General features: G+C 60.3%; 15 protein-coding genes and 1 tRNA gene. 10 read left to right on the top strand and 6 right to left on the bottom strand.

Going from position 1 to position 19,580, the window contains the following annotated elements:
* Window positions 1-268 precede the first annotated feature (268 nt).
* Both AC097P_RS17750 and AC097P_RS17745 read left to right on the top strand, forming a co-directional pair.
* On the top strand, window positions 269-3,043 hold the full coding sequence (locus AC097P_RS17750) for a DUF349 domain-containing protein (RefSeq protein ID WP_479611759.1): 2,775 nt from the start codon (window positions 269-271) through the stop codon (window positions 3,041-3,043).
* A 186-nt stretch (window positions 3,044-3,229) separates the two neighbouring features.
* Complete coding sequence (locus tag AC097P_RS17745; RefSeq protein ID WP_479611758.1) at window positions 3,230-4,852, top strand: HD domain-containing phosphohydrolase; 1,623 nt, start codon at window positions 3,230-3,232, stop codon at window positions 4,850-4,852.
* Between the two features lie 36 nt (window positions 4,853-4,888).
* On the opposite strand, the gene AC097P_RS17740 is transcribed toward AC097P_RS17745, so the two are convergent.
* Genes AC097P_RS17740 through AC097P_RS17720 form a run of 5 tightly spaced genes read right to left on the bottom strand, consistent with a single transcriptional unit; the run spans window position 4,889 to window position 9,201 of the window.
* Window positions 4,889-5,674 (bottom strand): UDP-2,3-diacylglucosamine diphosphatase, encoded by a 786-nt coding sequence (locus AC097P_RS17740; RefSeq protein WP_479611757.1) that lies wholly within the window; start codon window positions 5,672-5,674, stop codon window positions 4,889-4,891.
* A gap of 17 nt (window positions 5,675-5,691) precedes the next feature.
* The gene (locus tag AC097P_RS17735) at window positions 5,692-6,198 is read right to left on the bottom strand and encodes a peptidylprolyl isomerase (protein WP_479611756.1); all 507 of its coding nucleotides are present in this window, start codon (window positions 6,196-6,198) and stop codon (window positions 5,692-5,694) included.
* A 3-nt stretch (window positions 6,199-6,201) separates the two neighbouring features.
* Window positions 6,202-6,789 carry a peptidylprolyl isomerase gene (locus AC097P_RS17730; protein ID WP_479611755.1) on the bottom strand — a complete coding sequence of 196 codons (588 nt, stop codon included), beginning with the start codon at window positions 6,787-6,789 and terminating at the stop codon, window positions 6,202-6,204.
* 1 nt (window position 6,790) lies between these two features.
* A complete protein-coding gene (locus AC097P_RS17725) occupies window positions 6,791-8,050 on the bottom strand; it encodes a L,D-transpeptidase family protein (RefSeq protein WP_479611754.1) in 1,260 nt (419 codons plus the stop codon).
* The gene (locus AC097P_RS17720) at window positions 8,047-9,201 is read right to left on the bottom strand and encodes a L,D-transpeptidase Cds6 family protein (RefSeq protein WP_479611753.1); all 1,155 of its coding nucleotides are present in this window, start codon (window positions 9,199-9,201) and stop codon (window positions 8,047-8,049) included. Before AC097P_RS17720 ends, AC097P_RS17725 begins: the two co-directional genes overlap by 4 nt.
* 196 nt (window positions 9,202-9,397) lie before the next feature.
* Between AC097P_RS17720 and cysS the strand changes: the two genes are divergently transcribed.
* From cysS to ligD, 8 genes are all read left to right on the top strand, one after another.
* Entirely contained in the window at window positions 9,398-10,795 is a 1,398-nt protein-coding gene (gene cysS / locus AC097P_RS17715) for a cysteine--tRNA ligase (protein WP_479611752.1), read from the top strand.
* Window positions 10,795-11,445: a DNA-3-methyladenine glycosylase family protein gene (locus tag AC097P_RS17710; RefSeq protein ID WP_479611751.1), complete on the top strand. Its 651-nt coding sequence runs from the start codon at window positions 10,795-10,797 to the stop codon at window positions 11,443-11,445. Before cysS ends, AC097P_RS17710 begins: the two co-directional genes overlap by 1 nt.
* 87 nt (window positions 11,446-11,532) lie before the next feature.
* Window positions 11,533-12,510, top strand: a complete 978-nt coding sequence (locus AC097P_RS17705) for an acetyl-CoA carboxylase carboxyltransferase subunit alpha (RefSeq protein ID WP_394782438.1) — start codon at window positions 11,533-11,535, stop codon at window positions 12,508-12,510.
* 156 nt (window positions 12,511-12,666) lie between these two features.
* Window positions 12,667-13,629 carry a tRNA lysidine(34) synthetase TilS gene (gene tilS, locus AC097P_RS17700; RefSeq protein ID WP_479611750.1) on the top strand — a complete coding sequence of 321 codons (963 nt, stop codon included), beginning with the start codon at window positions 12,667-12,669 and terminating at the stop codon, window positions 13,627-13,629.
* A gap of 26 nt (window positions 13,630-13,655) precedes the next feature.
* Window positions 13,656-14,924 carry an aspartate kinase gene (locus AC097P_RS17695; protein ID WP_479611749.1) on the top strand — a complete coding sequence of 423 codons (1,269 nt, stop codon included), beginning with the start codon at window positions 13,656-13,658 and terminating at the stop codon, window positions 14,922-14,924.
* 38 nt (window positions 14,925-14,962) lie between these two features.
* A tRNA-Ser gene (locus AC097P_RS17690) sits at window positions 14,963-15,055 on the top strand.
* 217 nt (window positions 15,056-15,272) lie between these two features.
* Complete coding sequence (locus AC097P_RS17685) at window positions 15,273-16,445, top strand: zinc-dependent alcohol dehydrogenase (RefSeq protein WP_479611748.1); 1,173 nt, start codon at window positions 15,273-15,275, stop codon at window positions 16,443-16,445.
* Between the two features lie 11 nt (window positions 16,446-16,456).
* On the top strand, window positions 16,457-19,027 hold the full coding sequence (gene ligD, locus AC097P_RS17680) for a DNA ligase D (protein ID WP_479611747.1): 2,571 nt from the start codon (window positions 16,457-16,459) through the stop codon (window positions 19,025-19,027).
* A 1-nt stretch (window position 19,028) separates the two neighbouring features.
* Here the strand turns inward: ligD and AC097P_RS17675 are convergent, their stop codons facing one another.
* Window positions 19,029-19,556 carry a low affinity iron permease family protein gene (locus tag AC097P_RS17675; RefSeq protein ID WP_479611746.1) on the bottom strand — a complete coding sequence of 176 codons (528 nt, stop codon included), beginning with the start codon at window positions 19,554-19,556 and terminating at the stop codon, window positions 19,029-19,031.
* Between the last annotated feature and the right edge of the window lie 24 nt (window positions 19,557-19,580).

The following is a 19,580-nucleotide window of genomic DNA, read 5'->3' as shown; positions in this document are numbered from 1 at the left end:
TGTGCGATGCCGCACAGAACGCCCAGAAGAAGGGTTTTGTTGGTGGTCCGGTTTTACCGCTGGTTTGTCTAGAGTTGCTACTTTTTTAATAGCTGCTTACGCCGTCCCTGCGAGGGCTCCGGGCCGATAGACCTCTCAGACATGTGTCGACCAAAGTCTTTGCCGATGGCCTTTGCAGAGTCTTGGACAAAAACAAGAAGGCCCAATCCATTTCGCGGCGAAAATACAGGGTTGCAGATTTCTATTCAACCTATTTCCTGAGCCTACCGTGACGTCGACTTCTACCGCCAAAAACAACGATATAGCCCATCTAGACAGTCTGACCGGTGGCGCTTTCACAGCCCCTACGTCCGGCGAGCGGTCTGCCCGCGTTCGGGACTGGTTGCTAACCACGCCCAGCGCCGAGCAGCTCGCTGATGTCTTCAAAGAACTCAGCGTCAAAGACAAAGGTGCTGCCAAGCTGGTCCGTGAAAAGATTGACGAAGCCAAGCGTCAGAAGGGCCAGGAATCCTTGGCCGCTGACTGGGCCAGCAAGGCCGAGGCCCTGTTGGGCATGGTCAAACTCAATATTGCCGATGCTTTAGCTTGGCAACGCGACGCCGCCAAGGCCGGTGCGCCGCTGAGCCGCGAGCCACTGGCCGCTCTCAAGACCCAATTGGCCGAGCGCGTGCGTGTCATCGAGGACCTGCAACGCCGCGTCCAGGTCCAGCGCGAAGCCGCTGTGTTGCTGGCCCAGCGTATCGAGGTGCTGTCCACCAAGTCCTGGCAAGACGCCCAGGCTGCCCTGGACGCGCTGCGCGTTGACGTAGACCAGTGGCAGACCCAGGCCGCACAACTGGCTGCCGATGCCAGCTGGCCCAGTGTCGATGCCAAGTTCCCGCCGTTGTTGGACGCATCGCGCGGCCAACTGCTGGTGGTGTGGGAAGCCTTCCAGGGCGCCCTGGCCCTGGCCGTGGCCGCCGCGCTGGATGCTGCGGCCCCCCTGCCACCCGTCCCCATGTGGGCCAACGAGTTGCGCACGGCACGCGGCGTGCCCATCGAGGCCCCGGTCAAGCAGCCCAAACCCAAGATCGACCCGGAAATACGCGCCAAGGCAACAGCCAGTGTGCGCGAAGTGCTGACCACACTCGAATCAGAAATTGCCGAAGGCCATGGCAAGGCCAGTGCCGGTGCCGCCAATGCCCTGCGCCACGCCCTCAAGGAATTTGGCCGCCTTATCGATGACAAGCTGGAAAACCAGGCCCATGCCGCACTGGCCGCCGCCGGTGAACTGGAAGGCTGGCAGCGCTGGCGTGCCGATCAACTGCGCGAAGCGCTGGTTGCCCAGGCAGAAGGTTTGCTCAAGCGCCCCGAAGGCCAGGCCATTGGTGGGCGCAAGATGCAAGAGACGCTGCGCTCCCTGCGTGACCAGTGGAAGCAGACCGACCAGGGCGGCGCTCCCAACCACGCGATGTGGAAGCGTTTTGACGAAGCCTGCAACGAGGCCCACAAGGTCGTCGAAGCCTGGCTGGACAAGGTGCGAGCCGAATCCGCCGAGAACAAGGCCCAGCGCCTGGCGCTGATCGAGGAAGTGAATGCCTGGGCCGCGGCCAACCGCACCGCGCTGGACGACGACTGGAAGGGCTTCAACCGTATCCTGCACCAGTTCGGCGACCGCTGGCGCGAAGCCGGCCATTTGGGCGAAAAAGCTTTTGCCGAGCTGCAGCCGCTGTGGAAGGCTGCCATTTCCAACGCCGCCGCACCACTGGAAGCCCTGCAAGCCGAAAGCCTGGCCCTACGCCACGCCATGATTGAAGAAGCCAAGATTCTGGGTGCTGCGCCTGAGCTGCGCATCGATGCCGTCAAGGCCCTGCAGCAACGCTGGCAAGCCCAGGCACACCGCGTGCCCATGGACCGCCGCCAAGAGCAGAAGCTGTGGGACGCCTTCCGCAAACCGATCGACGACGCTTTCAACCGCAAGACGGCGGACCGCGAAAAGGCCGAAGCTTCTTTGGGTGCGCGCGACAAGATGGTGCTGCAAGCCGCCAAGGCGCTGGACGCTGCCAACGCCAGCGGTGATGCGCAAGCCATCCGCACGGCCATGGCCGCACTGGAGGCTGCGCTGCAGGGCCAAGCCCAGGCACAGGCCGAGGTGAACACAGCCGGTGCCCAAGAAAGCCAGGCCAAAGCAGCCGTGCAGAGCAACGACTCTGAGGCCAATCAGGCTGTAGCCCCCGAGCAGAGCGCACAAGCAGCTCCTGAAACCATAGCAGATTCCGAGACCTCCACGGACAAGCCTGCGGACGAATCTGCGGCGGAAGTCGCACCGATGGTCGCACCCAAGCCTGCGCCCAAGCCTGTGATTGCGATGCGCGGCGATGACCGACCTGGCATGCGCAAAGAGGCGCCAGCCCCCGCGGGCGGACGGGGTGCCGGCAAGTTCGGTGACCGCAAGGACAGCAACAGCCGCGGTCCACGCGATGCCAAAGCCGGTCCCCGTTCGGATGACCGTGGCGCAGCGCCCCGTGGTGATGGACGTTTCGGTGGCCGAGACAACCGCGGCGGCTACGAGGCCCGTCCCGAGGCTCCGCGCCTGGGCGACGCCGCTTTCCGTGCCCAACGCGACGCGCTGGAGCAAGCCCAGCACGCACTGAAGAAGCTGGCGATGCAAGCCCACGGGGAAGCACTGACCCAGTTGTTGACCGCTTGGGAAAAGCGGGACCCAAGCCTGGTGCCCTCTGCCCAAGATCTGGGCAACCGCGCCCCACCCGCGACCCGTACTGCATGGCTGCAGGCGCTGGGCGGCACATCCTCCGCTGCCCCGGCCAAGGCCGTGGACCCGCACGTGGCGCTCCTTCGCCTAGAAATGGCAGCAGAAGTTCCAACGCCCGCCGAAGACCTGGACGCACGCCGGAGCCTGCAGTTGCAGCTGCTGACCCGCCGCAACGATCCTGCACCCGCCCAAACTTGGGGGCAGGACACTGCCGCCGTATTCGCCGGTCCGTTCGACCCGCAGGCGGCGCGCCGGGTACAAAACGTACTCAAGGTGCTTTTAAAGAAGTAGCCAGATACTGGCCCTCAGGGTCGCCCACTGTGCGTGGCTCTCCGTGCGTAGGGTGCCGCGTTTGGCAAAGCCCCAGGTTCGCACCTTGGGGTAGCCGAGCGGTTAAATCTGTGCGCGGGCAGGTGTTTGTGGAAGAATGGGAAGTCCGCTGCGGGGTGGGCCTAGCTTCTTGTACAAGGGGAAACTGTGGACTCCATTGAAGACCTGCTGCGGCGGCTGGAACAGCTCAATGCCATCGGTACCGCGCTGTCCAAGGAGCGCGACATCACCCGCTTGCTGGAGAGTATCCTCGTTGCGGCCAAGACCATCACCAACGCGGATGGCGGCACGCTATACCGCGTCACGGAAGATGGCCAAGCTCTGCGCTTCGAAATCATCAAGACCGATTCGTTGAAGATTGCGATGGGCGGCACGTCAGGCAAGCCCATAGACTTTCCCAATCTGCCGCTGCAGGACGCCCAGGGCCAACCCAACGATTCACTGGTCGCGGCCTACGCAGCCATCCACAAGCAGACCGTCAACATCTCGGACGCCTATACCGAGCCCAACTTCGATTTTTCGGGCACGCGGCAGTTCGATGCGCGCACCGGCTACCGCTCGCAGTCCTTCCTGGCCGTGCCGATGAAGGACCACGAAGGCGACGTGATCGGCGTCCTGCAACTGATCAATGCCAAGCGCAAACGCACCGGTGAGGTGGTGTCGTTTTCCACCGCCGACCAGAGCCTGGCAGAGTCACTGGCCTCGCAGGCTGCGATTGCCATCACCAACCGCAATTTGATGTCGCAACTGGAGGCGCTGTTTGAATCGTTTATCAGCCTGATCAATCTGGCCATTGACGAAAAGTCGCACTACACCGGAGGCCACTGCCAGCGCGTCCCCGCATTGACGATGATGCTGGCCGAGGCCGTCAATGCCAATCATGAGGGACCTTTGGCCGCCTTCACGATGGACGACCGCGACCGGTATGAGTTGAAGATCGCCGGACTCCTGCACGACTGCGGCAAGGTTACGACGCCAGTGCATGTGGTAGACAAGGCCACCAAATTGCAGACGCTGTTTGACCGCATTGACCTCGTGGACACGCGCTTTGAGGTGCTGAAGCGCGACCAGGAAATTGCCGCGCTGCGTGCCCAATTGGAGCTACGTTCCCAATCCGATGCCGCCGCCGAGGCGCAGCTATGGACGCAGTGCCGCGACAGTATCACTGCGCTGGAATCGGACCGCGCCTTCCTGCGGGTCGTGAATCTGGGCGCCGAGGGCATGAAGGACGCCGATCTGCAGCGCGTGCGCGACATTGGCCACCGGCACACCTGGCGCGATGTCAATGGGCTGGAGGCCGAGTTGCTGACGCCCGACGAGATTGAGAACCTGACAATACGCGGCGGCACGCTGACAGCGGGGGAGCGCAACACCATCAACAACCATATTGTGGCCACGGTCAAAATGCTGGAGCAGCTGCCGTGGCCCAAGCATTTGAAGAACGTGCCCGAATACGCTGGCGGCCACCACGAACGCATGGACGGCAAGGGCTACCCCAAGGGGCTGACGCGCGACCAGATGTCCGTGCAGGCCCGCATCATGGGCATTGCCGATATTTTTGAAGCCTTGACCGCGAAAGACAGGCCCTACAAGCAGGGCATGCGCTTGTCGCAGGCCATGGGCATCATGCACAAGTTCAAAACGGGCGGGCATATTGATCCCGACCTGTTCGATATTTTTGTTAACGAAGGGGTGTACTTGCGTTACGCCCACCAGTTTTTGGACCCGTGGCAGATTGATACGGTGGACCCAAGGGCCTGGGCAAGCTAAAGCCCCACCTTGGGGCCGCCCGTCGGCGAAACCAGCTTAGTCTCTATCGACCGCCATCGATGGCGGTATGCGTTCCACGGTAAAACCTCGGGCACCGGCTCTACGCAAGCGCAACACCTCGGCCCGCGGCGGCTCGTCGCTGAGATCCCAATCGCTGAGCACCAGGCGTTCGCGGCCACCACCCAGGTCGTGTTTGGCCGGGCGGTGTGTGTGGCCGTGCACCAGATGCTGCGCTTGCGCGGTGGCCAGCAGGTCGTTGGCAGCCCCAAAATCCACATCCGCGTAGACGGTGTCGCTGCGCTTGCGGGCCTCGCTTTGGCTGCGTATGCCGCGGGCAATCGCGATGCGCTCGGTCAGCGGTTTGGCCAGAAAGTCGCGCTGCCATTCGGGGCTGCGCACCTGGGCTCTGAACTGCATGTAGTCGGTATCGTCCAGGCATTGGGCATCGCCATGGACCAGCAACCAGCGCTGGCCGGCGAAGCTGAGCATGGTGGGCTCTTGCAGCAGCGTGGAGCCGCAAGCGGACATCAGCGCCGAGCCCATCAGGAAGTCACGGTTGCCGTGCAGGACATAGACGTCTCGGGTAGCCGCGGCGCTGCGCAGCACATCGGCGCATTGCTGCTCGAACCCACCGTCAGCCGACAACAGAACATCGTCGCCCACCCAGACTTCAAACAGGTCACCCAGGATGAAGACGGCGTCGGCGGCGGTATGGAGGAGGTAATGGCGCCACGCCTGAAAGGTCAGCGCGTCGGAGGCCTGCAGGTGCAGGTCCGAAATGAAATCAACGCAGGCCCAGCGGGATGGCGCAACGAGTTCCATCCCGCAAGATGCCAGATTTACAGTGCGACGGCTTTTTCGATGACGACATCTTCTTTCGGAACGTCGTCATGGAAGCCCTTGCGACCGGTCTTGACGGCCTTGATCTTGTCGACCACGTCAGTGCCGGACACGACCTTGCCAAAAACGGCATAACCCCAGCCTTGAGCGCTGGGTGCGGTGTGGTTCAGGAAGCCGTTGTCGGCGACGTTGATGAAGAATTGCGCGGTGGCGGAGTGCGGGTCACCGGTGCGCGCCATGGCCACCGTGTAGTTCGCATTCTTCAGACCGTTGTTGGCTTCGTTCTGGATCGGCGCATCGCAAGGCTTTTGCGTCATGCCGGGTTCCATGCCGCCGCCCTGGACCATGAAGCCCGGAATCACGCGGTGGAAGATGGTGCCGTTGTAGTGGCCCTTGTTGACATAGGCCAGGAAGTTCTCGACAGACTTGGGGGCCTTGTCCTGGTCCAGTTCCAGCGTGATGACGCCGTAATCCAGGACATGCAGTTCGACTTTTGGGTTGCTCATGATTTATTTCACCAAAGTGGCAGAGTTGATAACGACGGATGTCTTGGGCGCGTCGGTGGCAAAGGGGCCGCCAGAGCCCGTGGGTACGTCACGGATCTTGTTGATGGTGTCCATGCCCGACACAACTTTGCCAAACACGGTATAGCCGTTGGAGGGGCCCGTGGCATTCAGCGACGGGTTGTCCTTGACGTTGACAAAGAACTGGGCGCGTGCCGAGTTGGGCTCATTGGTGCGCGCCATCGCGATGGTGCCGGTCTCGTGCTTGAGGCCGTTCTGCGCTTCCAGCGGTATCGGCGGACGTGCGATCTTTTCCTCAAACTTGGCGTTGTAGCCGCCACCTTGCACCATGAAGTTGGGGATCACGCGGTGGAAGATCGTGCCGTCGTATTGCTTGCTTTTGACATACAGCAAGAAGTTCTCAACTGTCTTGGGCGCCTTGTCAGGGTAGACCTCGACGACGAAGCTGCCCAGCGTGGTGTCAAACTTGACCTGCGGTGCTGCATCGTTTGCCAGCGCGGGGCCAGCCAGTGCAACCAGTGCCAGTGCCGACAGAGCAGCGCGGCGACCCAAAGTGTTCCATTGCATAGCCATATCAAATTACTCCCTCAAAAAAAATTTTCCATTGGTTTTCCTGGCGAATCCAGTACTGCCGTTTAGTCCAGCCGACGCGGGAACCGTCGGCCACTTCGCCGAAGGTGACGACCATGGTGTCGGCGGCATCGGTCCAGCGCAGGTAGGACACATCCTTGAGCTGGATGGTACGCCCTTGCGTCTGGTCGATTTCGGTTTTCAGAATTGGCATCCACTGGCTCAGTGTTTTGCCATTGCTGTTGAAGTCGGGTGTGTAGTAGGTCAGCACCTGCTGCAGGTTGCCCGATGTCTTGGCGTTGCGCCAGCCCAGCAGCGCGTCTTCAAACGGCTTGCTGTCTGCACGCACGCTCTGGGGTGCCACCCATTGCAGTTGCGACGCGATCACGACGGGTGTCGTGCGCACCTCCACCGTGCGGATGATGTGCTGCAGGTCAGGGTTGGCCAGTACCACGCAGCCGTCGGTGGCCTGGGGCGCACGCGAGAATTGGTTGGGCGGAGTGCCGTGCAGCCAGATGCCTCCACCGGTCTTGCCGCGCTTGCTGTCCAGCATGTTGGGGTAGCTGATGGGCAAGGCGCCAGACCCGTAGAAGTCCTTCAGCGACTTGGGGTCCAGGTTGCTGGTGATGTAGTACACGCCCAGCGGTGTGCGCTGGTCACCTTCCGCCGTTTTGGCCGTGCCTGCCTTGCCGACCGAAATGTAATAGTCCGCGACCAGATTGAGGCCGCTGGCACTGTTCTCGAACAGGTAGAGCCGCGAGCGCGATGCATCCACGGCAATGGCGTGCTTGGACTTTTGCGACAGCGCCAAAAATTGGGATGGGATGGTGCCGGGCACTGGGCGATCACGCAAGGCCCGGACACGACGTTGGGATTCTTCGCGCAGCTCGGCCAGGGTTGGCCTGGCGCTTGCGATCAGCGACTCCGGTACGTCTCCAAAGGTCTTGAGTGGTCGCGTCTGCGCGGCCAGCAGATCGCCATGTACCAGTTGGGCCAGTTGAAAGTGCGGGTACTCCTCAACCAGGCGGTCCGCCTTGGCCAGTGCTTCACGGTTCTGGGCGCGGCCTATCAATTTGTAGACCTCGATCAGTTTGGCTTCAGCCACCCCATCCTGGGATTTCACCGCAGCATGCTCAGCGCGCAGTGACTTCGGCCTGGCGCTGGCTGCTTGCGCAGCGAAGCCGTAGGCTAACAACAAGGCCAGCAGCGATGTGCAGAGAATGGGTCTATCCATGCCCGCGGCCCACCACCGTCCTTGCTTCATGTTCCAGTGGATTCTTTGACGATTTGCCAGCGGTCGCCGTTCTTGACCAAGTCCAGTGTTTTGCGGCTGGACACGGCCAAGCCATTGGCCTTGTAGTCCTGGCGGAATTTCGCCACGGCGGTGCTGGGCGAAGATGCCGACACGGTCAGGTTCTCCAGCTTCACGGTGATCTTGGATTTGCTGCTGATGCGCTGGCGGCGCTCTTCTTCCCAGGCGCTGCGGCTCAGGGACCCGGGCGGCGTGAAATCCTTGCCGTAGGCAGCCAGATACGCTTTGACGTCGCGCGCGGCCCAAGCCTTGGCCCAGGCTATGACGGCGTTCTCGGCGTCACGCGAGCCGGCGCCGGAACTTGTGGAGGCGGGCACAGGCGTCGGAACTGGTGCTGGTGCAGGGCTTGCTGCTGCGGCGGGTGTTGGTGTGGCAACCGCCGAGGATGGCGCTGTGGGTGCTCCAGCCGGTGCAGGGCTGGGTGTTGGAGTTGGCGCAGCTGTGGCGACCGCTGTTGTCGCGGCGGGTGCCGGCTTGCCAGCCACAGGGCCGGGCAGGGTAGGCACAGGTTTGGCTGCAACGGGTGCTGGCATTGCCGGGGCAGCGGCAGCGGGAGCAACCGGACGCTGATTTTTGGCTCCAGTGGGGCTGAATAATTCGCGGATCAGCGCCAGCTTGGGCGGCACGCCTGCGTTGGTGCCGTCCAGTTGCAGGGCCTTGTTGTAGGCCTGGCTGGCCAGCTTGGCGTATACATCGCCCAGATTTTCATGCGCTGTGGCATAGCTGGGATTGGTGCGGATCGCCATTTCCAAAGCGGTGCGGGCTTTGTCAAACTGACTTTGGCCGGCATACAGCACGGCCAAATTGTTGTAGGGTTCTGGCAGTTCGGGGAAGTCTTCGGTCAGCCGGGTAAAAGTGGCGATCGCGTCGGTCGTCTTGCCGGAATCGCGCTGGATAACGCCCTTCAAGAAGCGCATTTGCGGGTCGCGCGGCTTGGCGGCCAGGTACTGGTCAGCCTTGATCAACGCTTCGGGCAGCTTGCCACCGCGCACCAGTTGGGCCACGTCCGCATATTCGTCTGCATGGGCCGTCGATAGCATCAGGGCTGCGGCAAGGGTCAGCAGGCGCAGGGGTCCAAGTACAGTTAAACGGGAGTGCGTCATACGGCTTTCTGATTCTCAGACGTTGGAGGAGCCCTCGCAGAACGGGCGTCGAAGGGGCTTTATACTGCGTTGAATTGTAGCTGAGGGGGTTGGACGCGCCCTCAGGCGAGAGACCGAGATTTACCCTTACCAGACCTGAACGAGTTAGAGCTGTTGCCCAGGCCGACTGTCCCTGGGAGGCAGCATAGAAATACCCATGAGTTTGCGCATTTACAACACGCTGTCGCGTGGGCTTGAGCCATTTACCCCCCTTGAAGCCGGCCATGTGCGCATGTACGTTTGCGGCATGACCATTTACGACTTGTGCCACATTGGCCATGCCCGCATGGCGATGGCCTTTGACGTGGTGCAGCGTTGGCTCAAAAGCAGTGGCTACCGCGTCACCTATGTCCGCAACATCACCGACATCGACGACAAGATCATCCGCCGCGCGCTGGAGCGCAACATACCCATTCGTGCGCTGACCGACGAGATGATTGGTGTCATGCATGAAGACATTGGCCGCCTGGGCATTGAGCCGCCGACGATCGAACCCCGTGCCACCGAATACGTGCCCCAGATGCTGGACATGATCCGCCAGCTGGAGGGCAAGGGCCTGGCCTACAAGGCCAGTTCTGGCGATGTGAACTATGCGGTGCGCAAGTTTGATGGCTACGGCAAGCTATCCGGCAAGTCGCTGGAAAGTCTGCGTGCCGGTGAGCGGGTGGCAGTCGATGATGGCAAGAACGACCCGCTTGATTTTGTGCTGTGGAAGGCCGCCAAAACCGAAGAGCCTGCTGACGCCAAGTGGGACAGCGCTGCCAGCGGCCATGCCTATGGCGTGGGCCGACCGGGCTGGCATATCGAATGCTCGGCCATGAGCTGCCAGACGTTGGGAGAGACGTTTGACATCCATGGTGGTGGCGCGGATTTGCAATTCCCCCACCATGAAAACGAGTTGGCACAGACAGTAGGCGTGACCGGCAAACCCATGGCCCAAATTTGGATGCACAACGGCATGGTGCAGCTGGACAACGAGAAGATGTCCAAGAGCCTGGGCAACTTCTTCACGATCCGCGATGTGCTGACGAAGTACGATGCAGAGACCGTACGCTTCTTCCTGGTGCGGGGCCACTACCGGTCTGATCTGGGCTATAGCGACGCCCACCTGAACGACGCCCGCAACGCGCTCAAGCGGCTGTACACGGCCCTGGATCTGGTGGCCCCGGCGGAGTTGACCGCGGGCATCGATTGGACCCAGGACCATGCCGCCCGCTTCAAGGCCGCCATGGACGAAGACTTTGGCACGCCCGAGGCGGTGGCTGTGCTGTTTGACCTGGCGGGCGAAGTCAACCGCACGCAGTCTGCAGAACTGTCTGGTCTGTTGAGGGCGCTGGGTGGCGTTCTGGGCCTGTTGCAAGATAGCCCCAAAGCCTTTTTGCAGGCCGGCGCCGGGCTGGATGAGGCGGCTATCCAGACCAAAATTCAGGAACGCGCGGCCGCCAAGGCAGCAAAAGACTTCGCGCTGGCTGACAGCATTCGCAAAGATCTGCTTGCGCAAGGCATTGTGCTCAAGGACTCCCCCACCGGAACGAGCTGGGAAGCGGTGCAGTGATGGCGACTGTGAAGAAGCCGTTGGCGGAGCGACAGACGCCGTATTTTTGGGAAGAAGCCTGCAAGCACTTGGTCAAGAAAGACCGGGTCATGAAGCGCCTGATCCCCAAGTTTGGCGATGTATGCCTGGAAACCCGGGGCGATGCCTTTGTGACGCTGGCGCGCAGCATCGTGGGCCAGCAAATCTCGGTCAAGGCGGCGCAAACCGTTTGGGAACGCTTTGAGCTGTTGCCGCGCAAGCTGACGCCAGCCAATGTGCTGAAGCTGAAAGTGGACGATATGCGTGCCGCAGGCCTCAGTGCGCGAAAGGTGGAATACCTGGTGGACCTGGCGCTGCACTTCGACAATGGCGCACTGCACGTCAAATCCTGGGAGTCGATGAGCGATGATGAGATCGTCGCCGAACTGATTGCTATACGGGGCATTGGCCGTTGGACGGCCGAAATGTTCTTGATTTTCCACCTGATGCGGCCGAATGTGCTGCCTCTGGACGATGTGGGCCTGATCACCGGGATCAGCCATAATTATTTCTCCGGCGATGCCGTCAGCCGCAGCGATGCCCGCGAGGTGGCCGCCGCTTGGGCGCCGTACTGCACCGTCGCAACTTGGTATATTTGGCGCTCGTTGGACCCGGTACAGGTGGACTACTAAAACTTTTTGGGACAGGCCCCGGGCCTAGTCCCCGACTGATAAGCGGGATGGATTTCACATCTGTCCCCAACAGAATAGGATGTGACCATGGCCAAAAAGACATTTCTGGATTTCGAACAACCGATCTCCGAGCTTGAATCCAAGATCGAAGAGTTGCGCTACGTGCAGACCGAGTCTGCAGTTGATATCTCTGCCGAGATCGAGCAGCTCAGCAAGAAAAGCCAGCAGCTCACCAAAGACATCTACAGCGATCTGACGCCGTGGCAAATCACCAAGATTGCCCGCCACGCTGAGCGCCCTTACACGCTGGACTACATCAACGAGTTATTCACGCATTTTGTCGAACTGCACGGCGACCGCCACTTTGCCGATGACTTGAGCATCGTGGGCGGCCTTGCCCGCTTCAATGGCACGCCTTGCATGGTCTTGGGCCAACAAAAAGGCCGCGACACCAAGGAGCGTGGTCTGCGCAACTTTGGCATGAGCAAGCCCGAGGGCTACCGCAAGGCGCTGCGCTTGATGAAACTGGCCGAGAAATTCAAGCTGCCGGTATTCACCTTTGTCGACACCCCTGGCGCCTACCCCGGCATTGACGCCGAAGAGCGCGGCCAGTCTGAGGCTATTGGCCGCAATATTTTTGAGATGGCCCAGCTCGAAGTGCCCATCATCACAACCATCATTGGTGAAGGCGGCTCCGGTGGCGCACTGGCGATTTCGGTGGCCGACCAGGTCATCATGCTGCAGTACTCGATCTACTCGGTCATCAGCCCCGAAGGCTGTGCCTCCATCCTGTGGAAGACGTCTGATAAGGCGTCTGATGCGGCGGAGGCCATGGGCATTACAGCCCACCGCCTGAAGGCTTTGGGCGTCATCGACAAGATCGTCAACGAACCCGTGGGCGGCGCACACCGCGACATGAAACAGGCAGCCGCGTTCCTGAAGCGCGCGCTGGCCGATGCCTACCGCCAGATCAGCGACCTGAAGGTCAAGGAGCTGCTGGACCGCCGCTACGAGCGCCTGCAAAGCTATGGGCGCTATACCGATACCAAGACTGCTGGACGCTGAGTCCCTGGGCCCGCGTCTGGTCTCGTGTGGGAGCCTGGGCGGCAGAGCGTTCTGCTCCGTGTCCTCCGCCCGCTGTGCGGGCTCCTCCTTTACCTGCGCAGAACGCTCTGCCCCCCAGGCTCGTCGGTACGCGCGTTGTGCGCGTGAGTGTTTCCAGTGACCCAATCTGTAGATCAAGCCATTGCGGGGTTCAACCCCACCTTGCCGCTGGCCGTTGCGCTCAGTGGTGGTGCCGACTCTGTGGCGCTGTTGGTGGCCTGTGCCGAGAAGTGGCCGGGCCAGGTCAGCGCCATCCACATCAACCACGGCCTGCAGGCTGCGGCAGTTCTGTTCGAAGACCACTGCCGCGCGCTATGCCGGCGGCTGAACGTGCCCTTGCAAGTCCAGAAGGTGGACGCCAGCAAGCAGGCAGGACAAAGTCCCGAAGATGCCGCCCGTCAGGCACGCTATATGGCTTTTGCGGCGCTAGCCCCCGTGGGATGTGCGCAACCAGCTATCAAATCAATAGCGGTCGCGCAACATGCTGATGACCAGGTGGAGACCTTGCTGCTGGCCCTGAGCCGTGGCGCAGGGCTGGCTGGTTTGAGCGCCATGCCCGCGCACTGGCAGCGCGACGGCATTGACTACTATCGGCCATTGCTGGGCGTTGCAGGAGCCGATATCCGCGCCTGGCTGGCACTGCGCGGCGTGCCTTTTGTCGAGGACCCGACCAACCAGGACGAGCAGTTCACCCGCAACCGCATTCGCGCGCGGCTGATGCCAGCTCTGCGCACCGCCTTTCCGCAGTTCCTGGACACTTTTGCCCGTAGCGCCAGCCATGCGGCCCAGGGGCAGCAACTGCTGGAGGAGGTGGCGGCACAGGACTTGGAGTTGGTGGCCCGCAGTGCGGATGGGCTGCCGCGCATCAAGGCGCTGCAGGCCCTGAGCCGGCCGCGCCAGGCCAATGCATTGCGCTATTGGCTCAAGCAAAATTTCCATTGCGTGCCCAGCGCCGCGCAGCTATCGGAATTGCTGGACCAGGTAGCTGATTGCACAACGCGCGGTCATCGCATCCACATCAAAGTGGGCAGTGGCTTTGTGCAGCGCAGCAGCGATGTTCTGACTTGGTACAATCCCTAGGTTTTGCTTCAAAAATTACTCATTTCATGGCACTGATTGTTCACAAATACGGCGGCACGTCGATGGGTTCAACGGAACGCATCCGCAATGTCGCCAAACGCGTCGCCAAGTGGGCGCGCGCGGGTCATCAGATGGTGGTCGTACCCTCGGCCATGAGCGGCGAGACCAATCGCTTGCTGGGCTTGGCCAAGGAGTTGGCGCCCACCAAGCAGGGCGACTCGTACGGGCGTGAGCTGGACATGTTGGCAGCTACCGGCGAGCAGGCCTCCAGCGCGCTGCTGGCGATTGCGCTGCAAGCTGAAGGCATGGAATCAGTCAGTTACGCCGGCTGGCAAGTGCCGATCCGCACCAACAGCGCCTACACCAAAGCCCGTATCGAATCGATCGACGATGCCCGCGTGCGTGCCGATCTGGCCAAGGGCAAGGTGGTCATCGTCACCGGCTTTCAGGGTATGGACGAGCATGGTCACATCACGACGCTGGGACGCGGTGGTTCCGATACTTCGGCCGTGGCAGTGGCCGCGGCGATGAAGGCTGCTGAGTGCCTGATCTACACCGATGTCGATGGCGTCTACACCACTGACCCCCGCGTGGTGCCCGAGGCGCGTCGCCTGCACACCGTCAGCTTTGAAGAGATGCTGGAGATGGCATCCATGGGCTCCAAGGTGCTGCAGATCCGTTCGGTGGAATTTGCCGGCAAATATAAGGTGCCGCTGCGCGTACTGAGCAGCTTCACCGACTGGGACATCGACATCAACGAGGAAGCCAAGTCCGGCACCCTGATTACTTTTGAGGAAGACGAGAAAATGGAACAAGCCATTGTTTCGGGCATTGCGTTCAACCGCGATGAGGCCAAAATCTCCGTGCTGGGCGTGCCCGACAAACCCGGTATCGCCTACCAGATCCTGGGTGCCGTGGCTGATGCCAACATCGAAGTCGATGTGATCATCCAGAACCTAAGCAAAGACGGCAAGACTGACTTCAGCTTCACCGTGAACCGTGGCGAATATGCCAAGGCCGTGGACCTGCTGCGCAATGTGGTGCTGCCCACGCTGGGCGCGGAAGAAGTGGTCGGCGACACCAAGATCTGCAAGGTCTCCATCGTCGGCATCGGCATGCGCAGCCACGTGGGTGTGGCCAGCCGCATGTTCCGCGTGCTGAGCGAGGAGGGCATCAACATCCAGATGATTTCCACATCCGAAATCAAGACTTCCGTCGTCATCGACGAGAAGTACATGGAGCTGGCGGTACGCGCTTTGCACAAAGCTTTTGATCTGGACCAGCCCGCGAGTTAAAAAACTGCGCAAAGTCGTGAGATAATGCGCGCTGTTCAGGAAACGTGACCGAGTGGCCGAAGGTGCTCCCCTGCTAAGGGAGTATGGGGTGTAGAGCCTCATCGAGGGTTCGAATCCCTCCGTTTCCGCCAAGATAAAACCCTTGTAAGTCTCACGATTTACAAGGGTTTTTGTTTTTCCGCGGACCAAGCTGTTGGGTGCAACCTGTGCGGCCCCCGGCTATGAGCAATGTAACGGATCGCACAGATCGGTCAAATGCTTGCCCGTACGCTGGGCGCACTACATACTATTGCCGCCATCGGAATACGTTTTCGGCAATCCTTGTTCACCCTGAGGAGGAGCCGCAGAATGAAAGCATTGACCTACCATGGATCGAAAGACGTAAGGGTTGATACCGTACCGGATCCGGTGCTGCAACAAGCTGATGACATTATCTTGCGGGTGACAGCCACCGCGATTTGTGGTTCTGACCTGCACATGTACCGTGGCAAGGTGCCGGGCATGAAGAGTGGAGACATCATGGGCCATGAGTTCATGGGCATCGTCGAGGAGACGGGTTCAGCGGTGACGAATCTCAGGCGAGGTGATCGGGTCGTTGTCCCGTTCACGATTGCCTGTGGCGATTGTTACTTCTGCAAACGCAAGCTCTTTTCTGCCTGCGAGACCACTAACCCCGATCCCGGCACGCTGATGAATGGCAAGGGCATACGCCACGGCGCAGGCCTGTTCGGTTTCACGCACCTCTACGGCGGCTACGCAGGGGGCCAGGCCGAGTTCGTGCGCGTTCCGAAAGCGAACGTCGGCCCGCTGTTGCTACCACCTGGCATTGCAGATGAAAAGGTATTGTTTCTGTCCGACATTCTGCCCACCGGCTACCAAGCTGTGCTGAATGCTGGCATCGGCCCCGGCAGCTCCGTGGCGATATTTGGAGCGGGGCCGGTCGGTCAGATGGCGGCGGCCAGTGCCCGCTTGCTCGGCGCAGAAAAGATCTTCATGGTGGACCATCATGCTTACAGGCTACAACATGCGGTTCAGGCCTATGGTGTGGAGCCCATCAACTTTGATGAGATTGACGATCCAGCCCAGTACATTGTGGATCACACGGACAGGCGCGGCGTGGACGGCAGCATTGACTGTGTCGGTTTCGAAGCCAAGGGCAGTGTCGTGGAAACTGCGCTGACCATGGTGAAGATGGAGGGCAGCAGCGGAGAGGTGATTCGCCAAGCCATTGCTGCTACCCGGCGCGGGGGCACGGTCAGCTTGCCAGGTCTATATGCCGGCTTTATCCATGCCTTTCTGATCGGCGATGCCTTTGACAAAGGCCTGAATTTCAGTTGCGGACAAACGCATGTTCAACACCACATGCCCCAGTTGTTGGAGCACATCATGGCTGGCGAACTGAATCCAGACATTCTGATCACGCACCGCATGTCCTTGGAGGAGGCCGCACAGGGCTACAAGATTTTTGACGAAAAAGAGCAGGATTGCCGTAAGGTTGTGTTGTTGCCAGGCTTGCACTAACACAGCGTTCCATGGCCGTTACGGACAAGCTCGGCGCTTACAAAGCCAAACGCAACTTCTCCATCACCAGCGAGCCTGCCGAGGGGGGCAAGGAGAGCACGGACGCCCTCAGTTTTGTGGTGCAGAAGCACTGGGCCACCCGTCTGCACTACGACTTCAGGCTAGAACTCGACGGGACCATGAAGAGCTGGGCCATTCCGAAAGGCCCAAGCTACGATCCGCACGACAAACGCATGGCCGTGCAGGTGGAAGACCACCCCATTTCTTACTCCGCATTCGAGGGCACCATCCCGCCCAAGCAATACGGTGCAGGCAAGGTGATTGTGTGGGACAAAGGTACCTGGGAGCCGATCGGGGACCCCGAGCAGGGCTTAAGGGACGGCAACCTTAAATTTGTGCTCCACGGCCACAAACTGTCGGGTAAATGGGCATTGATTCGCATAAAAAGCAGCGGCGAGAAAAAGGAAGTCTGGCTGTTGATCAAGGAAAAGGATGAGTGGGCCAAACCCGCCAGCGAGTTCAGCGTTGTGGATGAACAGCCGGATAGCGTCAAGGATTTGACCCCACCCAAGGTGAATCGGCGTGTGGTCGCACCCGCAGAACCGGGCACGGCGTCGAATCGCAAGAGGAAAAACGTTGCGCAAAGGGGTGATGGGGGCTCCGTCGCGGCCTTAGAAGGGGCCGTCAAGGCTGCGCTGCCCGCGATGCTCGCGCCCCAACTGGCGACGCTGGTTAGTGGCCCCCCTAGCGATGAAAACGCCTGGGTCTACGAGGTCAAGTTTGACGGCTACCGCCTGCTTGCGCGCGTGCACGGTAAAGACGTCAAGCTGTTCACGCGTAATGGCAACGACTGGACGCCGAAACTGGGCGCCCTGCACACCGCGTTATCGGATTTGGGTTTACCAGATGGTTGGTACGACGGTGAGATCGTGGTCTTCAATGACCAGGCGGTACCGGACTTTGGCGCATTGCAAAACTCGTTTGATAGTGCAAAGACCCAGGACATCAAATTCTTTGTCTTTGACCTGCCGTATTGTGGCGGGTACGACTTGCGCAATGTGCCGCTTGAGGACCGGCGCAATCAGCTGCGGACCGTGCTGGGGGACGCAAATCCGCGCGGTACTGTGCGTTTCAGCGAGGCCTTTGATGCCTCGGCCCACAGTATCGTTGCTTCCGCCTGCCAAATGGGGTTGGAAGGGGTGATCGGCAAACGACGTGGCTCGGTCTACCAATCGGCGCGGTCACTGGACTGGATCAAGCTCAAGTGCAGTTTGCGGCAGGAGTTTGTGATTGGTGGCTGGACCGATCCCAAAGGTTCTCGCAAGCGGCTGGGTTCGCTACTGTTGGGTGTGCACGACGACGCTGGCAAGCTGGTGTACGCAGGCAATGTCGGCACCGGTTTTAGCGACAGGGTGTTGAAGGATTTGCAGCAAAAGCTTGGCGCACTGGCAACCACGACCAACCCGTTCGACGACAGTAAGGGCATAGTGGGCAAGCCCCACTGGGTAACCCCGGAGTTGGTGGCCGAAGTAACGTTTGCAGAATGGACCGGGGCTAACCATATCCGCCATTCGTCCTTCCATGGTTTGCGCACGGACAAGCCGCCAAGCGCCATCACCCGGGAGAAGGCAGCCAGTGCGCCGCGATCGGCGAAGCTTGCCACCAAGCCCGGTAGATCAGCGAAGCCGCAGCCCGATAGCCTGGTCAGTACCTTGCGTATCACGCACCCTGACCGTGTCATTGATGACAGCACAGGCGTCCAAAAGCTTGATCTGGTGCGGTATTACGCCTTAGTGGGCAAGCTCATGATGCCGCATCTGGAAAACCGCCCCGTGTCATTGGTGCGGGCCCCGAGCGGTGTGGGGGGGCAGCTGTTTTTTCAGAAGCATGCTGAAACAGAAAAATTGCCTGGAATTGAACAGATGGATCCAGCCATTTATATGGATCATCCACCTCTGCTACAGGTCGTGCGAGAGGAAGGGCTGCTCTCGGCCGCACAGTGGAACATGGTGGAGGTTCACTCCATGAATGCTTTCGGCGCATCCTTTGGTCACCCAAACCGCATCATCTTTGATTTGGACCCCGGAGAGGGCGTTGACTGGCCCACCATCCAACGCGGCACGGAGGCGGTTCACATTTTCTTGACGCAACTGGGGTTGACCTCGTTCCTCAAGACCAGCGGGGGCAAGGGCCTTCACGTTGTGGTACCCATCAAGCCCGTCCATGGTTGGGTAGAAACCAAGGACTTCGCGCAGGCGATCGTCCAACATTTGTCACGCACACTGCCTACCCTTTTCGTTGCCAAGAGCGGCCCGAAGAACCGCGTTGGCCGCATATTCATAGACTACTTGCGCAATGGCGTGGGTGCTACGACAGTAGCCGCATGGTCTGCCCGCGCCAGGCCCGGTGTTGGTATCTCAGTACCGGTGGAGTGGAGCGAACTAATGACACTGCAGGGAGCGAATCAATGGAACATTCGCAACGTCCAAACCCGGCTGGACGTTGGGAATACCCCTTGGAAGAACTATGCACGCTCGGCCAAAGCTCTAACCAAGGCAATGAAAATGATGAAAGGCAGTTGAATTATTTCGGAGTGTCGACGCGATGCTCAACTGTGGGCATACCTTCTTCGTCAATTGAATGCGTCTCTTTGATTTTGCCAGCCGATTTGGCGCGTTCCGCCAGCCGAGCATAGAACTGCGCCACCTCTCTCAAATCCTGTTCGTCCAGCTCTTCGATCCCAATCATGCGGTTGCTTGCATTGCGGCTGGAAGCCAGCAATTCGTTCAGCTTCAGATGCATGGCCACGCTGTCCTTGTTCTGACTCTGTTGAATGAGGAAGACCATCAAAAATGTGACGATGGTGGTCCCCGTGTTGATGACCAATTGCCAGCTTTCGGAGAAGCCGAATAGCGGACCCACAAGTGCCCAGACGGCGACCGTCAGCACTGCGAGGCAGAACCCCAATGGAGAGCCTGCCCAACGCGTCACCCTGGATGCGAAATGATCAAATGCCGATAGCAACTGAGAATGCCCAGCATACGAAGCGGTATTCGTATCGGGCATGGATCCCAGTGGATTCTCCGCTGGAGGAAAGGTGTCGTTTAGCATGTTCGTACGGTAAAGAAACATCGA

This window comes from Rhodoferax sp. ZS1R8 (assembly GCF_056521325.1).
The sequence above is the reverse complement of the archived record's forward strand: the minus strand, read 5'-3'. Positions and strand labels throughout refer to the sequence as shown.